The 18534-nt window shown below is 73.3% G+C and carries 16 protein-coding genes and 1 other RNA gene; 16 read left to right on the top strand and 1 reads right to left on the bottom strand.

Annotated elements, in window-relative coordinates; genetic code table 11:
- The first annotated feature begins 156 nt into the window (after window positions 1–156).
- From AB0435_RS20430 to AB0435_RS20415, 4 genes are all read left to right on the top strand, one after another.
- Window positions 157–1929: a serine/threonine-protein kinase gene (locus tag AB0435_RS20430; RefSeq protein WP_366427609.1), complete on the top strand. Its 1773-nt coding sequence runs from the start codon at window positions 157–159 to the stop codon at window positions 1927–1929.
- 236 nt (window positions 1930–2165) lie between these two features.
- Window positions 2166–3500, top strand: coding sequence for a serine/threonine-protein kinase (locus tag AB0435_RS20425; protein ID WP_366005069.1), 1335 nt, complete (start codon window positions 2166–2168; stop codon window positions 3498–3500).
- A gap of 119 nt (window positions 3501–3619) precedes the next feature.
- Window positions 3620–4726 carry a peptide chain release factor 2 gene (prfB, locus tag AB0435_RS20420; RefSeq protein WP_366427608.1) on the top strand — a complete coding sequence of 369 codons (1107 nt, stop codon included), beginning with the start codon at window positions 3620–3622 and terminating at the stop codon, window positions 4724–4726.
- Window positions 4727–4949: 223 nt separating this feature from the next.
- Window positions 4950–6053 carry an LPXTG cell wall anchor domain-containing protein gene (locus AB0435_RS20415; RefSeq protein WP_366427607.1) on the top strand — a complete coding sequence of 368 codons (1104 nt, stop codon included), beginning with the start codon at window positions 4950–4952 and terminating at the stop codon, window positions 6051–6053.
- Between the two features lie 92 nt (window positions 6054–6145).
- On the opposite strand, the gene AB0435_RS20410 is transcribed toward AB0435_RS20415, so the two are convergent.
- Window positions 6146–6340 carry a hypothetical protein gene (locus AB0435_RS20410; RefSeq protein ID WP_366005066.1) on the bottom strand — a complete coding sequence of 65 codons (195 nt, stop codon included), beginning with the start codon at window positions 6338–6340 and terminating at the stop codon, window positions 6146–6148.
- Window positions 6341–6618: 278 nt separating this feature from the next.
- On the opposite strand from AB0435_RS20410, the gene ftsE reads away from it, so the two are divergent.
- From ftsE to AB0435_RS20350, 12 genes are all read left to right on the top strand, one after another.
- Complete coding sequence (ftsE, locus tag AB0435_RS20405; RefSeq protein ID WP_361531257.1) at window positions 6619–7308, top strand: cell division ATP-binding protein FtsE; 690 nt, start codon at window positions 6619–6621, stop codon at window positions 7306–7308.
- Between the two features lie 9 nt (window positions 7309–7317).
- On the top strand, window positions 7318–8235 hold the full coding sequence (gene ftsX, locus AB0435_RS20400; RefSeq protein ID WP_366005065.1) for a permease-like cell division protein FtsX: 918 nt from the start codon (window positions 7318–7320) through the stop codon (window positions 8233–8235).
- A 69-nt stretch (window positions 8236–8304) separates the two neighbouring features.
- The gene (locus AB0435_RS20395; protein ID WP_366427606.1) at window positions 8305–9576 is read left to right on the top strand and encodes a S41 family peptidase; all 1272 of its coding nucleotides are present in this window, start codon (window positions 8305–8307) and stop codon (window positions 9574–9576) included.
- Between the two features lie 18 nt (window positions 9577–9594).
- Window positions 9595–10110, top strand: coding sequence for an SsrA-binding protein SmpB (smpB, locus tag AB0435_RS20390; protein WP_366005063.1), 516 nt, complete (start codon window positions 9595–9597; stop codon window positions 10108–10110).
- A gap of 114 nt (window positions 10111–10224) precedes the next feature.
- Window positions 10225–10595, top strand: a transfer-messenger RNA (tmRNA) gene (gene ssrA / locus AB0435_RS20385).
- Window positions 10596–10723: 128 nt separating this feature from the next.
- The gene (locus AB0435_RS20380; RefSeq protein WP_366427605.1) at window positions 10724–11902 is read left to right on the top strand and encodes a hypothetical protein; all 1179 of its coding nucleotides are present in this window, start codon (window positions 10724–10726) and stop codon (window positions 11900–11902) included.
- 212 nt (window positions 11903–12114) lie between these two features.
- Window positions 12115–13074: a LysR family transcriptional regulator gene (locus AB0435_RS20375; protein ID WP_366005061.1), complete on the top strand. Its 960-nt coding sequence runs from the start codon at window positions 12115–12117 to the stop codon at window positions 13072–13074.
- 129 nt (window positions 13075–13203) lie between these two features.
- A complete protein-coding gene (locus AB0435_RS20370; protein WP_366005060.1) occupies window positions 13204–13809 on the top strand; it encodes an ABATE domain-containing protein in 606 nt (201 codons plus the stop codon).
- A gap of 171 nt (window positions 13810–13980) precedes the next feature.
- Window positions 13981–14535: a hypothetical protein gene (locus AB0435_RS20365; protein ID WP_366427604.1), complete on the top strand. Its 555-nt coding sequence runs from the start codon at window positions 13981–13983 to the stop codon at window positions 14533–14535.
- Between the two features lie 41 nt (window positions 14536–14576).
- A complete protein-coding gene (locus AB0435_RS20360; RefSeq protein ID WP_366005058.1) occupies window positions 14577–15116 on the top strand; it encodes a sigma-70 family RNA polymerase sigma factor in 540 nt (179 codons plus the stop codon).
- Window positions 15113–15841: a zf-HC2 domain-containing protein gene (locus tag AB0435_RS20355; protein WP_366427603.1), complete on the top strand. Its 729-nt coding sequence runs from the start codon at window positions 15113–15115 to the stop codon at window positions 15839–15841. The genes AB0435_RS20360 and AB0435_RS20355 overlap by 4 nt, the downstream gene beginning before the upstream one ends.
- A 141-nt stretch (window positions 15842–15982) precedes the next feature.
- The gene (locus AB0435_RS20350; protein ID WP_366427622.1) at window positions 15983–18376 is read left to right on the top strand and encodes a UvrD-helicase domain-containing protein; all 2394 of its coding nucleotides are present in this window, start codon (window positions 15983–15985) and stop codon (window positions 18374–18376) included.
- Window positions 18377–18534: the final 158 nt, after the last annotated feature.

The following is an 18534-nucleotide window of genomic DNA, read 5'->3' as shown; positions in this document are numbered from 1 at the left end:
ATTTCGGCAGTCCGGTGGTCCGTACGACGGCACTACAGTGGGCGAAGGGCCGCCACGGCACGCGACGACCACGGGGCGTCACGACGACGGGAGCGGCCGTCAGCAGCGTGGATCACGACAGCGGATCACGGCAATCACGACCAGGGAGCGCATGACGTGCGGCCGGTAGGCAGCAAGTACCTCCTCGAGGAGGTGCTCGGACGCGGGGCGACGGGCACCGTTTGGCGGGCCCGGCAGCGCGAGACGGCCGGTTCCGAGGCCGCCGTGGCCGGGCAGCCCGGCGAGACCGTCGCGATCAAGGTGCTGAAGGAGGAGCTGGCGAACGACGCGGACGTCGTCATGCGCTTCCTGCGCGAGCGCTCCGTCCTGCTGCGCCTCACGCACCCCAACATCGTCCGTACGCGTGACCTCGTCGTCGAGGGCGACCTCCTCGCCCTCGTGATGGACCTCGTCGACGGCCCGGACCTGCACCGCTATCTGCGCGACAACGGCCCCTTCACCCCGGTCGCCGCCACCCTGCTCACCGCCCAGATCGCGGACGCCCTCGCCGCCAGCCACGCCGACGGCGTCGTGCACCGCGACCTCAAGCCGGCGAACGTCCTGCTCTCCGGGGCGGACGGGCAGCTGATGCACCCGATGCTCACCGACTTCGGCATCGCGCGCCTCGCGGACTCCCCGGGCCTCACCCGCACCCACGAGTTCGTCGGCACGCCCGCCTACGTCGCGCCCGAGTCCGCCGAGGGCCGCCCGCAGACCTCCGCCGTCGACATCTACGGCGCGGGCATCCTGCTGTACGAGCTGGTCACCGGGCGCCCCCCGTTCGCCGGGGCCACCGCGCTCGAAGTCCTCCACCAGCACCTGAGCGCCGAGCCGCGCCGCCCCACGACCGTGCCCGAGCCCCTGTGGACGGTCATCGAGCGCTGCCTGAGCAAGCGGCCCGAGGAGCGGCCCAGCGCCGAGAACCTCGCCCGCGCCCTGCGCGTCGTCGCCGCCGGCGTCGGGGTGCACGCCTCCCCCGCGCAGGCCGAGGCCGCGCTCGGCGTCGCCGCCCTGCTCGCCCCCGACCCCGATCCCGCCCTGGTGCCCGGCAGCGGCGACAGCTCGTCCGCCGGGTCCCCGTCCGGCGACGCCGACCCCACGCAGGTGCTGCCGTCGAACGCGGGCTCCTACGACCCGAACGCGGCCACCAGCCTGCTGCCGAACACCTCCGGCGGCGCGCACGGCGCCGACCCCACCCAGGTCATGCCCGCCGGTTCCGGCCCGAACGGCGGCGCCGACCCCACCCGCGCCATGCCGCCCGTCCCGCCGCTGCCCCCCGAGGGCAACGACGGCCCGCACCCCTGGCAGAGCCAGATGCGCGCCGCGCGGGACCGCAACGAGCAGACGCAGATGCGCTACCTCGACCCGAGCGAGGACCCGCTGCGCCGCCGCCCGCACCGGCAGGCGGCCCAGCCGCAGCAGCAGTACCAGCAGCCCCCGCAGCCTCCCCAGCAGCAGTACGGGCAGCAGTACGCGCCCCCTCAGCAGCCGTACGCTCCCCAGCCGCAGCAGTACGCCCCGCAGCGGCCGCCCCGGCGGCAGCAGCGCCCGCAGGCCCAGCCCCAGCCCCAGCCCCAGCCCCAGCCGCAGCACTATCAGGAGCCCCAGCCGCAGCGGTACGCCCCGGAGCCGCCGTCCGCGCGCCGCGAGCCCCGGCCGCCCCGGCAGCGCAGCGCGAATCCGATGCGCATCCCGGGCCTCGGCTGCCTCAAGGGCTGCCTGTTCATGATCGTGGTGCTGGTCATCGGCTCCTGGCTGGTCTGGGAGTTCACACCGCTCAAGGACTGGGTCGCCGACGGCAAGAGCTTCTGGGACGCCGCCTACGGCTGGTTCGTCGACATCAAGGACTGGGTCTCCGGCCTGGGCTCGTCCTCCGGCGGCGGCAACTAGCGGCGGTCGGCGACGAGCCGGCGGCGGCCGATGACGGCCGATGGCAGTGCAGTAGCACCGGTGCCGCGCCGACAGGGCAGCAGTGTCTACATGTCGACACCTCAGGGGTGTTTTTAAGCCGCAGAAGTGACAGTTGGTGCGGGATCGGCGCCCCCAACCCCCTCGTGTCCGCGTAGCTTGGTCGCCAGCGCTCCCTTGTCGGACGTCGGAGGACCCGGAAAGGAACCCGAACAGCCTTGGCACGGAAGATCGGCAGCCGGTACACCGCCCACCAGGTCCTGGGGCGCGGCAGTGCGGGCACGGTGTGGCTTGGCGAGGGCCCCGAGGGCCCGGTCGCCATCAAGCTCCTGCGCGAGGACCTCGCCTCCGACCAGGAACTCGTCGGCCGGTTCGTGCAGGAGCGCGCGGCCCTCCTCGGGCTCGACCACCCGAACGTGGTGGGGGTCCGCGACCTCGTCGTCGACGGCGCCGACCTCGCGCTCGTCATGGACCTCATCCGCGGCACGGACCTGCGCACCCGCCTCGACCGCGAGCGCCGCCTCGCGCCCGAGGCGGCCGTCGCCATCGTCGCCGACGTCGCGGACGGCCTCGCGGCGGCGCACGCGGCGGGCGTCGTCCACCGCGACGTGAAGCCCGAGAACGTCCTGCTGGACATGCAGGGCGCGCTCGGCCCCGGCGGCGCCCACCCGGCGCTCCTCACCGACTTCGGCATCGCCCGGCTCGTGGACTCCCCGCGCCCGGCCGAGCCCACCATCCCGCGCCCCGCCGGGCCGGGCGGGCGCGCCCCGAGCCCCCGCAGCGTCATCGGCACCCCGGACTACCTCGCCCCCGAGATCATCGAGGGCCTGCCGCCGCGCGCCTCCGTCGACGTCTACGCCCTCGCCACCGTGCTCTACGAGCTGCTCGCGGGCTTCACGCCCTTCGGCGGCGGCCACCCCGGCGCGGTGCTGCGGCGGCACGTGACCGAGACCGTGGCGCCGCTGCCCGGCATCCCCGACGAGCTGTGGCAGCTGATCGTCCAGTGCCTGGCCAAGGGGCCCGCGTCCCGGCTGCGCGCGTCCGAGCTCGGCGTCCGGCTGCGCGAGCTGCTGCCCGGCCTCGCCGGGATCCCGCCGCTCGACATCGACGAGCCCGAGGACGAGCCCGAGGCGGTCGCGGCCACGCTCACCGAACGGGAGACGGCCTACGACGGCGGGCCCGCGTCCTCGGGCGTGGCCACCGCGCCCCGGCGGCGCGGCGCCGTCCCGCTGGTGCCGGGGGCCGTCGCCGACTCCAGCCGGGAGACCCACACGAGCATGCGGGTGCCCACGCCCGCGGAGCTCGCCGGAGGCGCGCACGGCACGGCACGGGCCCCGAGGGCGGCCGGCCAGCGCCGCGCGGGCTCCGCGCGCCACCGCTCCCCGGAGGAGACCCGGCGCCGCCGCATCAAGCTGGGCGCGGCCGCGGTCGCGCTGGCCGCGGCGGCGGGGGTCGGCAGCTGGTTCGCGGTCTCGTCGCACGAGGCGAAGGACGCCCCTCCCGGCGTCCACCACCCGGACCACGCCCCGCCGGACCCGGACCCGCTGCCGTAACCGGGGCCCTGCCCGGACCGCCCGCGGGGCACTCCCGTCACAGGCGGCGACGGACCCGCGGCCGGGAACGGGCGACCCGTCGGACACCCGCAGCCCGGCGCAGCCGTTAGGCTGGGTGCGTGGCAGTCGTTGATGTATCCGAAGAGCTGAAGTCCCTCTCCTCGACCATGGGGTCGATCGAGGCCGTCCTGGACCTCGACAGGATGAGGGCTGACATCGCCGTGCTCGAGGAGCAGGCGGCCGCCCCCTCCCTGTGGGACGACCCGGAGGCGGCGCAGAAGGTCACCAGCAAGCTGTCGCACCTCCAGGCGGAGCTCCGCAAGACGGAGAACCTGCGCGGCCGCATCGACGACCTCGGGGTGCTCTTCGAGCTCGCCGAGGCCGAGGGCGACGCCGACGCCCTCGCCGAGGCGGAGACCGAGCTGGGCGACGTCCGCAAGGCGCTGGCCGAGATGGAGGTCCGCACGCTCCTCTCCGGCGAGTACGACTCCCGCGAGGCGCTGGTCAACATCCGAGCCGAGGCCGGTGGCGTCGACGCCTCCGACTTCGCCGAGCGCCTCCAGCGCATGTACCTCCGCTGGGCCGAGCGCCACGGCTACAAGACGGAGGTCTACGAGACCTCGTACGCGGAAGAGGCCGGCATCAAGTCGACCACCTTCGCCGTCCAGGTCCCGTACGCCTACGGCACGCTCTCCGTCGAGCAGGGCACGCACCGCCTCGTCCGCATCTCGCCCTTCGACAACCAGGGCCGCCGCCAGACGTCCTTCGCGGGCGTCGAGGTGCTGCCGGTCGTCGAGACCACCGACCACGTCGAGATCGACGAGTCCGAGCTGCGCGTCGACGTCTACCGCTCCTCCGGCCCCGGCGGCCAGGGCGTCAACACCACCGACTCCGCGGTGCGCCTGACCCACATCCCGACCGGCATCGTCGTCTCCTGCCAGAACGAGCGCTCGCAGATCCAGAACAAGGCGACCGCGATGAACGTCCTCCAGGCCAAGCTCCTCGAGCGCCGCCGCCAGGAGGAGCAGGCCAAGATGGACGCGCTCAAGGGCGACAGCGGCGGCTCCTGGGGCAACCAGATGCGGTCGTACGTCCTGCACCCGTACCAGATGGTCAAGGACCTCCGCACGGAGTTCGAGGTCGGCAACCCGACCGCCGTCCTCGACGGTGACATCGACGGCTTCCTCGAGGCCGGTATCCGCTGGCGCAAGCAGCGGGAGAAGTAGCAACAACCAGCTGTATAGGCGGACATACCCGCTTGTAACCTTCTTGACGCTGCCTCAAAAACTGGTCAGGCTGGCGCGCGGCATGCGTGTCACTGGGGTGCGTGTGGCAGGGGGCGAGCGGCCCGGCCGGTCCGGCCGGTTCAGCCGCTCTCGACCCCCGGGTGCGCCACCGCCCCGTGCACAGCTGCTCCAATGACGATCAGCTACTGGGGGTAGCAGGTATATGACCAAGAAGACGCGGCTGCGCGTCGCGCGCATAGCCGCCGGCGCGGTTGTCGCCGCGGGTGCTTCGCTGACCGCGGCCGGTGCGGCTTCGGCCGCGGGCGTCCATGTCGCCGGGGTCGGCGTGACGAGCGGTGTGCACACCGCCGCCTCCGTCGACGGCGACCCCAACGAGATCCCGCAGCCGCCGGTGGGCGGTGACACGAGCGGTACGACGACCGGCACCACGACCGGTACCACGACGGGCGGTCCGTCCTCGGGCGGTCAGACGACGGGCACCACGACGGGTGGTCCGTCCTCGGGCGGTCAGACCGATGGCGGTCAGACGACGGGCACCACGACGGGCGGCCCGTCCTCGGGTGGCCAGACGACCGGGACCACGACCGGTGGCCCCTCCTCGGGTGGCCAGACCGACGGCGGTCAGACGACGGGCACCACGACCGGTGGCCCCTCCACGGGCGGCCAGACGGACGGCGGCACCACCGACGGCGGGAAGACGGCCGGCGGCCAGACCGCGGGCGGTCAGACCGACGGTGGCACGACCACCGGTGGCCAGACGGACGGCGGCACCACCGACGGTGGCAAGACGGCCGGTGGCCAGACCGCGGGCGGTCAGACCGACGGTGGCAAGACGACCGGCGGTCAGACCGATGGCGGCAAGACCACCGGCGGTCAGACGACCGGCGGCCAGACCGACGGTGGCAAGACCACGGGTGGTCAGACCGACGGCGGCAAGTCGACCGGTGGTACGACCGACGGCGGCACCACCACCGGCGGTGACCACAGCGGTTCCACCGGCGGTGACGGTTCCACCGGCGGTGACCACAACGGCGCGACCGGCGGCACCGCCACCGGCGCCGACCACGGCGACAAGCCCGGCGACGGCCGCACCTGCCCCGTGGACACCAACAGCAACTGCGGCACCAACACGGACACCGACAGCGCGGGCGCCAAGCCCGTGCAGCAGGCCAAGCCCAAGGAGCAGCTCGCCGAGACCGGCGCGGGTCAGACGACCTTCCTGGTCGTCGGCGCCGCGACGATGATCGCGGGCGGCATCGGCTTCCGGCTGCTGCCGCGCCTGATGACCCGCGCCACCGCGGCCTGACGGCCCGGGAGACACGACCGAGGGCCCGGAGCGCGTCACAGCGCTCCGGGCCCTCGTACGTGTGCGGCGGGCGCCGCGGTGTGACCGGGCGGCTACCCGGCGAAGCCGCGCGCCACGACGGCCACCGCTATCAGCGCCACGAGCAGCGCGAGCAGCGTGGCCGGGGTCAGCCCGGCGAAGACACCTTCCTGGTGCTGCAGCCGCTCCCTGCTGGCCCGGCACACCGGGCAGCGGCCCTCACTGACGGGGGCCGCGCAGTTGGCGCACACCAGTCGGTCGCATGTCATGCGATCTCCTCCTCCGGTACGTCCAACGCGCGGGAGAGCCGGGCGGTTCCCCTTACCACTGTGCCAGCTTCCACACCGTTCGGCGCGGCCGGTCGGCCGTACCCGGGGGCGTGGACCCGATTGCCCCAGTTTTGTCCCCCGCGGAGCCGGTGACAAACGCGCCAAGACCGGACGCCGACTGCGCGTGTACCGGTGGTTCGCGTATGGTCACGCACACCGACGGGAGCCGCGTGCGCGGTGTTCCGTGCCCCCTATCCAGGTCGACGCGTGGTGCACTCGTGATCCGATTCGACAACGTCTCCAAGTCCTACCCCAAGCAGAACCGGCCGGCGCTCCGCGATGTCTCGCTGGAGATCGAGAAGGGCGAGTTCGTCTTCCTCGTCGGCTCGTCCGGTTCCGGCAAATCCACCTTCCTGAGGCTGCTGCTGCGCGAGGAGCGCGCCACCACCGGCCAGGTCCATGTGCTGGGCAAGGACCTCGCCAGGCTGTCCAACTGGAAGGTGCCGCAGATGCGCCGCCAGCTGGGCACGGTCTTCCAGGACTTCCGCCTGCTCCCCAACAAGACGGTCAATGAGAACGTCGCCTTCGCCCTGGAGGTCATCGGCAAGCCGCGGGGCGAGATCCGCAAGGCCGTGCCCCAGGTCCTGGAGCTGGTGGGCCTCGGCGGCAAGGAGGACCGGATGCCCGGTGAGCTCTCCGGCGGTGAGCAGCAGCGCGTCGCGATCGCCCGCGCGTTCGTCAACCGCCCGCTGCTGCTGATCGCGGACGAGCCCACCGGCAACCTCGACCCGCAGACCTCCGTCGGCATCATGAAGCTGCTGGACCGGATCAACCGGACCGGGACCACGGTCATCATGGCCACCCACGACCAGCAGATCGTGGACCAGATGCGCAAGCGCGTCATCGAATTGGAACAGGGCCGTCTCGTGCGCGACCAGTCGCGTGGCGTCTACGGCTACCAGCACTGAAAGGACGCCATGCGCGCCCAGTTCGTCCTGTCGGAGATCGGCGTCGGTCTCCGCCGTAATCTCACGATGACCTTCGCGGTGATCGTCTCCGTCGCTCTGTCGCTCGCGCTCTTCGGCGGGTCTCTGCTCATGCGCGAGCAGGTCAGCACGATGAAGGGCTACTGGTACGACAAGGTCAACGTCTCGATCTTCCTCTGCAACAAGACCGACGCGGAGTCCTTCCCCTCCTGTGCCAAGGGGGCGGCGACGGAGGACCAGAAGAAGGAGATCCGCACCGACCTGGGGAAGATGACGGACCTCGTCCAGAGCGTCCAGTTCGAGACGGCCGACGAGGCGTACAAGCACTACAAGGAGCAGTTCGGCAAGAGCTCCCCGATCGCGGGGTCGCTGACGCCGGACCAGATGCAGGAGTCCTTCCGCGTCAAGCTCAAGGACCCCTCGAAGTTCGAGGTCATCTCCAGTGCCTTCTCGCAGCGGCCCGGCGTCCAGACCGTGCAGGACCAGAAGACGCTGCTGTCGAACCTCTTCAACCTCCTCAACGGCATGAACTTCGCGGCTCTCGGCGTGATGTTCCTGATGCTGATCGTGGCGCTGATGCTGATCGTGAACACCGTGCGGGTGTCCGCTTTCAGCCGCCGCCGGGAGACCGGCATCATGCGGCTGGTCGGCGCGTCCAGCTTCTACATCCAGATCCCGTTCATCATGGAGGCGGCCTTCGCGGGCCTGCTCGGCGCGGGCTTCGCCTGTGTCCTGCTGGTCTGCGGCCAGTACTTCCTGGTGAACAACTGGCTGGTGCACCACATCGACGTCATCCAGTTCATCGGCTGGGACGCGGTGCTGGCCAAGCTGCCGCTGGTGCTCGCCATCGGGCTGCTGATGCCCGCGCTGGCGGCCTTCGCCGCGCTGCGGAAGTACCTCAAGGTCTGAGCGGCGGACCAGGGCGCCGTACGGGACAACTCCCCGTACGGCGCCTTCTCGTGTCCTAGACTCACGCGCATGCCCGGCCCGTTGCCGTTCTCGCCGTTCCCGCCGTTCTTGCCGCGGCGCCGCGGCAGACGCGGTGCCGCGCTGACGCTGGTCTTCGCGGGCGTGCTGGCGACGGGCGCCGCGGCCGGTTCCTGGAGCGCGGACGCGCAGGGTGGCCGGAAGTCGGCGGAGGCCCGCCTCGCGGCCCGTACGGCGGCGCGGCCCGCCGCGGGGGCCGTCGACGCGGCGGGGGCGGGGGGCGAGCGCCTCGTGGACCGAAGCGCCGTCGAGGCCGCCGCCGAACAGGCCGCGCAGGACGGCGAGTCCGGCACCGAGGCCGCGGCCGAGGTGGTCGGCCGCAGCGGCGACCGCTGGAGCTCCGTCTACAGCGCCCGCGAGTACGAGGGTTTCGAACGCGCCCTGGACGGCGCGTACGTCGGCGTCGGCCTCTCCGCCCGGAGCACGGGCGACGGACGGACCGAGGTCGACGGCGTCCGGCCCGGCGGCCCCGCGGAGCGCGCGGGCATCCGCGCGGGGGACCGGTTGCGCACGGTCGACGGTGCGGCGACGGCGGGCCTTCCCGTCACCGAGGTGATCGCCCGGCTGCGCGGCGACAGCGCGGGTGGGCAGGGGGCCGCGGGCACCCCCGTGACGGTCGGCCTCCAGCGGGCCGGGTGGTCGTGGCGGCGGACCCTCCACCGCGAGCGGCTGGACACCGGGAGCGTCGCCGTGGACCGGCTGCCGGACGGGCGGGCCGACGGGCCCGCCGCCACCCGGATCAAGGTCGACTCCTTCACCCGGGGAACGGGTGAGCGGATCCGCCGGGCGGCCCGCGCGGCCGCGCGCGGCGAGGGCATCCTGCTGGATCTGCGGGGCAACTCCGGCGGCCTGGTCGACGAGGCCGTGACCGCGGCCTCCGCCTTCCTCGACGGCGGCCTGGTGGCCACCTACGACGTGCGGGGCGGACAGCGCACCCTGGAGGCCGGGCCCGGCGGCGACACCGGGGCGCCGCTCGTCGTGCTCGTCGACGGCGGCACCATGAGCGCCGGCGAGCTGCTGGCCGGGGCCCTCCAGGACCGCGGCCGGGCGGTCGTCGTGGGCACACCGACCTTCGGCAAGGGCTCGGTGCAGCTGCCCAGCCGGCTCGCGGACGGCTCGGTCGCGGAGCTCACCGTCGGCCATTACCGCACCCCCTCCGGCCGCTCCGTCGACGGCCGCGGCATCGCTCCCGACGTGGTCGTGCGGAGCGACGCCGAGCGGCGGGCCCGCACAGTATTGAGTGGCCTCAGGGGTGGGTCGTAGTGCGAGAATGGCCGCGCTATGGCTAAAGAGAAGAAGGCTAAAGAGAAGCCGGACCGCAAGCTGGTCGCGCAGAACAAGAAGGCGCGCCACGATTACCACATTCTGGACACCTACGAGTGCGGCATGGTGCTGACCGGCACCGAGGTCAAGTCGCTCCGCCAGGGCCGGTCCTCGCTGGCGGACGGCTTCGTGCAGATCGACGGCGGCGAGGCGTGGCTGCACAACGTCCACGTCCCCGAGTACGCCCAGGGCACGTGGACGAACCACAGCGCGCGCCGCAAGCGCAAGCTGCTGATGCACCGCGCCGAGATCGACAAGCTCGACTCCAAGTCGCAGGAGACGGGCCACACGATCGTGCCGCTCGCGCTGTACTTCAGGGGCGGCCGGGCCAAGGTCGAGATCGCCCTCGCCAAGGGCAAGAAGGAGTACGACAAGCGGCAGACGCTGCGCGAGAAGCAGGACACCCGCGAGTCGAACCGCGCGATCGCGGCGGCCCGCAGGCGTCAGCGGGCGTCGCAGGCGAAGCAGGCCTAGCCCTGGCCTGGCCCGCGTCGCCCGGCAGCGGGAATACGCTGGCACCGTCGCGCGTTGGTCACGTACGATGGGCACCGCACACCCCACGGGGTGCGCACCTTGAAAAAACAACATGGGGATGATCGGTTTCGACAGCGGATGTCGAAGCAGGGGAAGCGAGCCGAGGAAGCGGCAATGATCTCGTAAACCATATGTCGCAACCAATAATCGCCAACACCAAGCGCGATTCCTTCGCCCTCGCTGCCTAAGTAGCGACTTAGCGAAGTGTCAGCCCGGGGCTGTTCCCGACCCGGATCCTGGCATCATTGAGGGAACTAAACTGCCGGTCCCGGCCACGGGGTCCGGCAGGAAATCAAACAGTGGCTGGGCCCGACGGAGACTTGTCCGTGTGATCTCCGGGGCCGAGAAAATCGCAGCGGACTGCGCTCGGAGAAGCCCTGATTCCGCACCGTTGGACGCGGGTTCGATTCCCGCCATCTCCACTCATCCCATGTGAGGCGAAGGCCCCACCGCTCCGGCGGTGGGGCCTTCGTCGTGTGTGCCGCGTGCCCGCGCAGGGCAACCCGGAGGCCGCCGTGGCCCTCTTCCTCGGTGGCGGACAAGGGGGTGCGCGGTGAAGTGGACGCATGCGGTGCTGGCCGTGGTGGGGGCCGCCGCGCTGTGGCCGGCCTTCGGCCCGGCCCAGGGCGCGGCCGCCGACGACGGGCGCGGCGGGGTGCACCTGCTGCTCAACGGCGCCTTCGACAACCGCCCGGGCGGCCTCGTCGACATCGACGTCCAGGGCGTACGCGGCCGGGGCGACGTCACCGTCTCCTCGCCCGTCTTCCCGCACCGCGTCACCCTCGCCCCCTACGAGCACCGCGCCCCCGCCGCCGAGCGCGGCCACCACGCGCGGCCCGCCATCGCCATGAGCGCGAGGCCCGGCAGCTATCCCCTCACCGTGCGCGCGGGCGGGCGGGTCGTCGCGGAGGACAAGGTGGAGGTCGGGCCCCCGCGCAGGCCGCGGTTCACGGTGACCTCGCCGGGCGAGGTCATGCGGCCGGGGGAGCGGCTGTGGATGGCGTACGACGACCTGTTCCCCGGCGAGACCGGGACGGCCTTCGAGGCGCGCTCGCCCGCCTTCCCCGCGCCCGTGCGGCTCGCCCACGACTCCTCGGGCGCCGACTGGAACAACCCCCGGCTGTTCTCCGGCGGCCTCGACCTGCCGGCCTCGGTGAAGGACGGCACCTACAAGGTGACGCTCACCGGCCCCGGCGGCCGCGAGGTCGACGCGAAGCCGCTGGTGGTCCGCGCGGCCCGGCCCGGCGACCGCGACTACGTGGGCCGGGCGCGCGGCCCCGCGTTCTTCGGCACCTCGCCCACGTCGGGCCCCGAGCGGGCCCGTACGCACGGCCACACCGTCCCGGTCGGCGGGACCGTCAACGTGCTGTGGCGCGACTCCTCGCCCGACCCTGGCGAGGAGTCGCGGCTGACCGCCACGTCACCGGCCTTCGAGCGGCCGGTGCCGCTCAAGCGCGACGAGAGCAAGGCGGGGGACGGCGACCTGCCCCGCTACTACGGCCCCGCGCGGATCCGGCACGGCCTGGGGGAGGGCAGCTATCCGGTGACCGTGGTCAGCCACCACGGGCGCGTACGGAAGATCGGGCAACTGGTCGTGACGGCGGCGTCCTCGCCCTCCGGGGTGCCCGGGTCGGCTCTGGTGACGGTGGTGGTCTGCGCGGGTCTCGCCGCGCTGCTGGGGCTGACGGGTGTGGCACTGGCCAAGTCACGGATCAGCGGGCCCGCAGCCTGAGGAGCACGGTTGCCCACACCCGGCGCCTGCGGGCGGCCGGCGGGACCGCGTCCGGGGTCCGGGGTACGGCCACCAGCATGCTGCCGCTGACCGCGAAGAAGGGGCTTCGGCAAGAGGAGTTCGGCATGTGCCCCACTCTCGCCGCCACCGCGTGCGGCGGTCCAACACCTGATCAGTGGCCATTCACGCACTCCTGTTGTTGACTGCCGTGCGTGCCGCACGACATAGAGCCACGCCTCCTCCGCGCCTTCACCGCCGTCGCCGAAGAGCTCCACTTCACCCGCGCCGCCACCCGCCTCCACTTCGCCCAGCAGGCCCTCAGCCGTGACATCCGGCGGCTCGAACAGCGCCTGGGCGCCGAGCTGTTCACCCGCACCACCCGGCAGGTCACGCTCACCGCCGAAGGCGCGCGCCTGCTGCCGTACGCCCGGCGGATCCTCGCCGCGCACGACGAACTCGCCGCCGCCTGGGACCGGGAGGAGCGTCCCCTGCTCGTGGACATCAGCGCCACCACCGGCACCGCGCACCGCGTGCTGGCGGCGGCCCGGGAGGCGGCGGCCGAGCACGAGTTCGTGGCCCGTTTCCACAGCGGGCTCACCGGCGCGGCCGCGGAGATCCTCGCGGGCAGGCTCGACGTCTCCTTCGGCCGGCTCGCCGGGCTGGACCCTGCGGTCCGGGCGCGCCTCGCCCACCGGCCCGTACGGTACGAGCCGATGGCCGTCCTGCTGCCCGCCGGCCACCGGCTCGCGGCCCGGCCCGCCGTGCGGCTCGCGGAGCTGGCCGGCGAGACCCTCTACGCGGCCGCGGGCAACCCCGCCACCGCGGAGTGGACCGACCTCGCGGAGCGGCTCTTCGAGGGCCGGGGCATCGGCATCGCCGCGCCCTTCCCGGAGATCGACGGCGACGAGGAGTTCGTCCGCGTCGTCCGCAAGCGGGGCTGGTCGGTGCTGGCGAGCGCCGAGTTCCTCGACGTCCCCGGCATGGTGCTGCGCCCGCTCGCCGACCCGGTGCCGCTGTCGCCCGTCTCGATGGTGTGGGCCCGCGGGCTGCGCCACCCCGGGCTGGACGCGCTGCGGACGGCGGCCGACGCGCTGGCCGCGCGGCACGGCTGGCTCGAACGCCCCGCCGGGAGCTGGCTGCCCGCCGCCGACGAGGCCCTGATGCGCGGCTGACCGCGCCGCCACCCGGACGATCCGGGGGTTACGGCCGTACGCCCGACGGGGCACCCTGGAGGTGGCGGCACCGCGCACGGGCGGTCCCGGGACGCGGGAAGACGCGAACAGGGAAAAGGTGACAGGCGCATGGCGGCGACAGCCTCCTATGACCTGCGATTCGACGCCGGGCGGCTCTGCCTGGATCTGGTGGCCACGGTCGGCGGACGGTTCAGCGAGGAGCCCGTCGAGCGGCTCGGCACCCCCGAACGGCTGCGGGACTGGCTGCTCGCCGCCGGCGCCGTGCCTCCCGGCACCCCGCTCGGCGCGGTCGACGCCGGCTGGCTGAGCCGCTTCCACGCGGCCCGCGACCTGCTGCACCGCGTCGTCCACGCCGAGATCGACGGCCGCGCCGCCGATCCCGACCTGGACCGCGTCAACGCCCTCGCCGCCACCGCGCCGCCCGCCCTGCGGGCCGTACGGGCCGCCGACGGCAGCCTCGTCCGCACGGTCGCCCGCGCCCCCGACTGCGGGGCGCTCGTCGGGCAGATCTGCCGCGACGCGGTCGAACTCCTCACCGACCCGGCCACCCGGGGACAGCTGCGGCAGTGCGAGGGCGAGACCTGCTCGCTGGTCTATCTGGACACCTCGCGCGGCCGCCGCCGTCGCTGGTGCTCCAGCGAGGTCTGCGGCAACCGCGTACGGGTGGCCAGGCACCGCCGCCGTCTCCTCGGGGCCGGTCCGCAGACCCCCTGAGAATGCCCCGCCGAAAACAATGCCGCGCATTGAACGCGGAGGCTCTTCCGTACGTACGCCGAATTCCTCCGGGATTTCCCCCGGGCGGTTGAGTGCCACGGACGCCCCATCCGTATTCAGGGTCGAAGGGGGCACCACGCCCCGGAAATCATCCCGGCAGGGGGAATCGTCATGAGGGAAATCGTGCGCGGCACGCGCCTCGGTGTTCTCGCGGTGACCGGCGCGGCCGCCGCCGCGCTCACCGCGACCGCCTGCGGCTCCGGCGGCTCCTCCTCCTACGACAAGCCCGGCGGGAGCACGCCGTCGCAGAGTCAGCAACAGCCGCAGCCCGCTCCCGCGTCCCCCGCTCTCGTACGGACGCAGGACGCCAAGCTCGGCGCCATCGTCACGGACGCCAAGGGCTTCACCCTCTACCGCTTCGACAAGGACAAACCCAGGCCGTCCGTCTCCAACTGCTCAGGCAACTGCGCGACCACCTGGCCGCCCGCGGCGGCCGGCGACCAGGTCACCCTCAAGGGCATCGACAAGGCCCTGGTCTCCACCGTGACCCGCGCCGACGGCAGCAAGCAGCTGACCCTGGGCGGCTGGCCGCTCTACCGCTACGCGGCCGACACCAAGCCCGGCGACACCAAGGGCCAGGGCATCGCGGGCACCTGGTTCGCCAGCGGCCCGCAGGGCAAGAAGGCGCAGGCGGGCACCGGTGGCGGCGGGGGCTACGGCTACTGACCCGCGAACCACCGTCCCGCCCTATCGACCGGGGGAAGGCCGTGCGCAAGGATGCCGTCGTGGCCGACAGGACCAGTCCGGACGAGGAACTGATGCGGGCGCTCTACGACGAGCACGCGGGTCCGCTCCTCGCCTTCGTGCTGCGGCTGGTGGCCGGGGACCGCCAGCGGGCGGAGGACGTCGTCCAGGAGACGCTGCTGCGTGCCTGGCGCAACGCCGACCGGCTGCGCGGCGCCCCCGGCTCCGTACGGCCCTGGCTGGTGACCGTCGCCCGCCGCATCGTCATCGACGGCCACCGCAGCCGCCAGGCCCGCCCCCGGGAGGTCGACCCGGCGCCGCTGGAGCAGATCCCCGCGGCCGACGAGATCGACCGGGCCCTGCGCCTGATGACCATCTCCGACGCGCTCGGCGATCTGACCGAGGCCCACCGAGAGGCGTTGATCGAGACCTATTTCAAGGGACGTACGGTGAGCGAGGCGGCCGAGGTGCTGGGCGTACCGGCCGGGACCGTGCGGTCCCGGGTCTTCTACGCCCTGCGCTCCATGCGGCTCTCGCTCGAAGAACGGGGAGTGACGGCATGAACGAGCCGGCACAGCACATGGACGTGGGCGCCTATGCCCTCGGCGTCCTGGACGCAGCGGAGGCCGCGCGCTTCGAGGAGCACCTCGCGGACTGCTCCCGGTGCGCCGCCGAACTCGACTCCGCGCTCGGGCTGACCCCGCTCCTCGCCGACCTCAAGGAGTCCGCGCCGGACCCCGGCGTGCTCATCGCGCGCCCGCGCCCCGCGCTCCTCGACGGCCTTCTCGCCAGGGTCGTGACCGTCCGCCGCGCCCAGCGCACCCGCAGGCTCTGCCTGGCGGCGGCCGCCGGCGTCCTGATCGTCGCCGGCCCGCTGGCCGGCTCCTCCTTCACCTCGCAGAACGCGCCGAGCCACAGCACCGTGAGCGCGGCCAAGGCGATGTACGAGGAGGGCGAGAAGATCGGCGCGGTCGACCCCACGACCAAGGTCGACGCCTCCGTCTCGCTCCAGGAGAAACCGTGGGGGACGCACGTCGCCCTGAAGCTCGCCAACGTCAGAGGCCCGCTGACCTGCGACCTCGTCGCGGTCGGCAGGAACGGCGAGCGGCAGACCGTCACCACCTGGGCCGTGCCCGCCGCGGGCTACGGCCTGCAGGGCGCCGGGGCGGACAAATGGAGCAAGGAGCCGCTGTACACTCACGGCGGCGCGGCACTGAACCGGAATGACATTGACCGCTTCGAGGTCCGCACGCTGGACGGGAAACTCCTGGACACCATCAAGGTCTGACCGGAACCCGTCCGAAGGGCGACGAAAACCACCATGTCATGACAGGTGCGCTCAGCACCTCTGTTCGCGTACGGTTGACGGCTGCCCTAGGCACAGCAGAAGGGGGCTTGGGTGGCCGCGCAGAACGCCACGCACGCGCAGGTGGCGACAGGACCGGCGACGGAACCCGACGGGGTCCGCGACCGCGAGATCGGTACCGAACAACAGCATCTGGACCGGGTGTACCGGCGCCTGGAGGAGAAGATCCACGAGGCCGAGTTCCTCATGGACGACGCCGCCAAACGGGGCCAGGTCGGTACACCGGGGGCGCTCGCCGAGCGGGACGCCCAGGTGTTCCGTGCCGGAGTGCACCTCAACCGGCTCAACAGCGAGTTCGAGGACTTCCTCTTCGGCCGCATCGACCTGCTCCTCGGCAAGGACGGGAAGAAGGGGCCCGACGGCGCCTACACCTCCGTCGAGCCCGCGGACGACGCCGTGCGCGACGACCGGGCGGAGATCGCCGAGACGCTCCACATCGGCCGCATCGGCGTCCTCGACGCCGACTACTCCCCGCTCGTCATCGACTGGCGGGCGCCCGCGGCCGCGCCGTTCTACCGCTCCACCCCGGTGGCGCCCGGCCGTGTCGTACGCCGCCGGGTCATCCGCTCCAAGGGCCGTCAGGTCCTCGGCGTCGAGGACGACCTGCTGCGCCCCGAACTGACGGCCACCCTGGACGGCGCCGCGCTGCCGGTCGTCGGCGACGGCGCCCTGATGGCCGCGCTCGGCCAGGCCCGCAGCCACACGATGCGCGACATCGTCGCCTCCATCCAGGCCGAGCAGGACATGGTCATCCGCGCGCCCGCCGCCTCGGTCACCGAGGTCGAGGGCGGGCCCGGCACCGGCAAGACCGCCGTCGCACTGCACCGCGCCGCGTACCTCCTCTACCAGGACCGCAGGCGCTACGCGGGCGGCATCCTCGTCGTCTCGCCGACGCCGCTGCTCGTCGCCTACACCGAGGGCGTGCTGCCCTCGCTCGGCGAGGAGGGCCAGGTCGCGATCCGCGCCGTGGGCTCCCTGGTCGACGGCGCCGAGGCCGATACGTACGACGAGCCCGCCGTCGCCCGGATCAAGGGCTCCTCCCGCATGCTCAAGGTGCTGCGCAAGGCGGTGCGGGGTGCACTTGAAAAGGCACCCGTGTCGGCGGCCGCGCCCGCGGCCGCGGGGCGGCGGGGCGGTCCGGCCGGCGACGGTCAACTGTCCTTCGGGGAACCGGCGGAGGCCGCCGCCCCCGTCACCCCGGACCGGCTGCGCGTCGTGGCCTTCGGCGCCCGGCTGGAGATCGGGCCCGACGAGCTCAAGCGCATCCGCAACACCGCGCTCGGCGGCACCGCGCCCGTCAACCTGCTGCGCCCTCGCGCCCGCAGGCTGATCCTCGACTCCCTGTGGTCCAAGGCGGGCGGCCCCAAGCGCTACACCGACCCCGAACTCGCGGCGGAGGCCCGGCAGGCGTTCGACGAGGACGTCTCCACCGAGGACGACTTCCTCGGCTTCCTCGCCGCCTGGTGGCCCGAGCTCACCCCGCGCGGGGTGCTCGCCGCGATGGCGGACGAGCGGCGGCTGTCCCGCTGGGCGCGCCGTGAGCTCAATCCGCGCGAGGTCCGCCTGCTGGCCCGCTCGCTCAAGCGGCTGGACGACCGGGGGCGGGGCCCGCTCTCGGTCCACGACGTGGCCCTGCTCGACGAGTTGGAGACGCTGCTCGGCGTGCCCGCCCGCCCGAAGAAGCCGCGCGAGCTCGACCCGCTCGACCATCTCACCGGGCTGGAGGAGCTCATGCCGACGCGCTCCGAGAGCCGCCGCGAGCGCGCGGAGCGGCTGGCGGAGGAGCGCCGCGACTACGCCCACGTGATCGTCGACGAGGCGCAGGACCTCACCCCCATGCAGTGGCGGATGGTGGGCCGCCGGGGCCGCACCGCGACCTGGACGGTCGTCGGCGACCCCGCGCAGTCCTCCTGGTCCGACCCGGACGAGGCCGCGGCCGCCAGGGACGAGGCGCTCGGTACCCGCCCGCGCCGCCGCTTCGAGCTCACCGTCAACTACCGCAACCCCGCCGAGATCGCCGAACTCGCCGCCAGGATCCTGGCCCTGGCCATGCCCGGCATGCGCTCCCCGGCGGCCGTACGGTCCACCGGCGTCGTGCCCCGCTTCGCCGTCGCGGACGGCGACCTCCCCTCGGCCGTACGCGCCGAGGTCCGCCACCTCCTCGACGACGTGGACGGCACGGTCGGCGTCGTCGTCCCGATGTCCCGCCGCGCGGAGGCCCGCGCCTGGCTCGCCGGCCAGGGCGACCGCGTCGTCGTCCTGGGCAGCCTGGAGGCCAAGGGCCTGGAGTACGACGCGACGGTCGTCGTCACCCCCGCCGAGATCGCGGACGAGTCCCCGGCGGGGCTGCGCGTGCTGTACGTGGCTCTGACCCGGGCGACGCAGCGTTTGACGGTTCTGTCGGGGGATCGGGATGACCCGGATGCGGGGGGAGTGCCGGATTTGCTGCGGGAGTGACGTTTCCGGGTGCGGGTTGTTGGTGGCTGGGGTGGGGTGGGGTGGGGTGGGGGGGGGGGGGGGGCGGGGGGGGGGGGGGGGGGGGGGGGGGGGGGGGGGGGCGGGGGGGGGGCACAGCACCACACTACACAAGCCTCTCAACAACAAGCACTATACTT

Origin of the sequence: Streptomyces sp. NPDC051173, assembly GCF_040689515.1 — a bacterium.
Lineage (GTDB): Bacteria > Actinomycetota > Actinomycetes > Streptomycetales > Streptomycetaceae > Streptomyces.
This window is presented reverse-complemented; position numbering and strand designations above follow the sequence as displayed.

Coding starts and splice junctions, on each gene's coding strand:
- AB0435_RS20370 (WP_366005060.1), top strand. CDS start 13,204: ATGGCGGCGACAGCCTCCTATGACCTGCGATTCGACGCCGGGCGGCTC.
- smpB (WP_366005063.1), top strand. CDS start 9,595: ATGGCTAAAGAGAAGAAGGCTAAAGAGAAGCCGGACCGCAAGCTGGTC.
- AB0435_RS20415 (WP_366427607.1), top strand. CDS start 4,950: ATGACCAAGAAGACGCGGCTGCGCGTCGCGCGCATAGCCGCCGGCGCG.
- AB0435_RS20365 (WP_366427604.1), top strand. CDS start 13,981: ATGAGGGAAATCGTGCGCGGCACGCGCCTCGGTGTTCTCGCGGTGACC.
- AB0435_RS20355 (WP_366427603.1), top strand. CDS start 15,113: ATGAACGAGCCGGCACAGCACATGGACGTGGGCGCCTATGCCCTCGGC.
- AB0435_RS20410 (WP_366005066.1), bottom strand. CDS start 6,340: ATGACATGCGACCGACTGGTGTGCGCCAACTGCGCGGCCCCCGTCAGT.
- ftsX (WP_366005065.1), top strand. CDS start 7,318: ATGCGCGCCCAGTTCGTCCTGTCGGAGATCGGCGTCGGTCTCCGCCGT.
- AB0435_RS20395 (WP_366427606.1), top strand. CDS start 8,305: ATGCCCGGCCCGTTGCCGTTCTCGCCGTTCCCGCCGTTCTTGCCGCGG.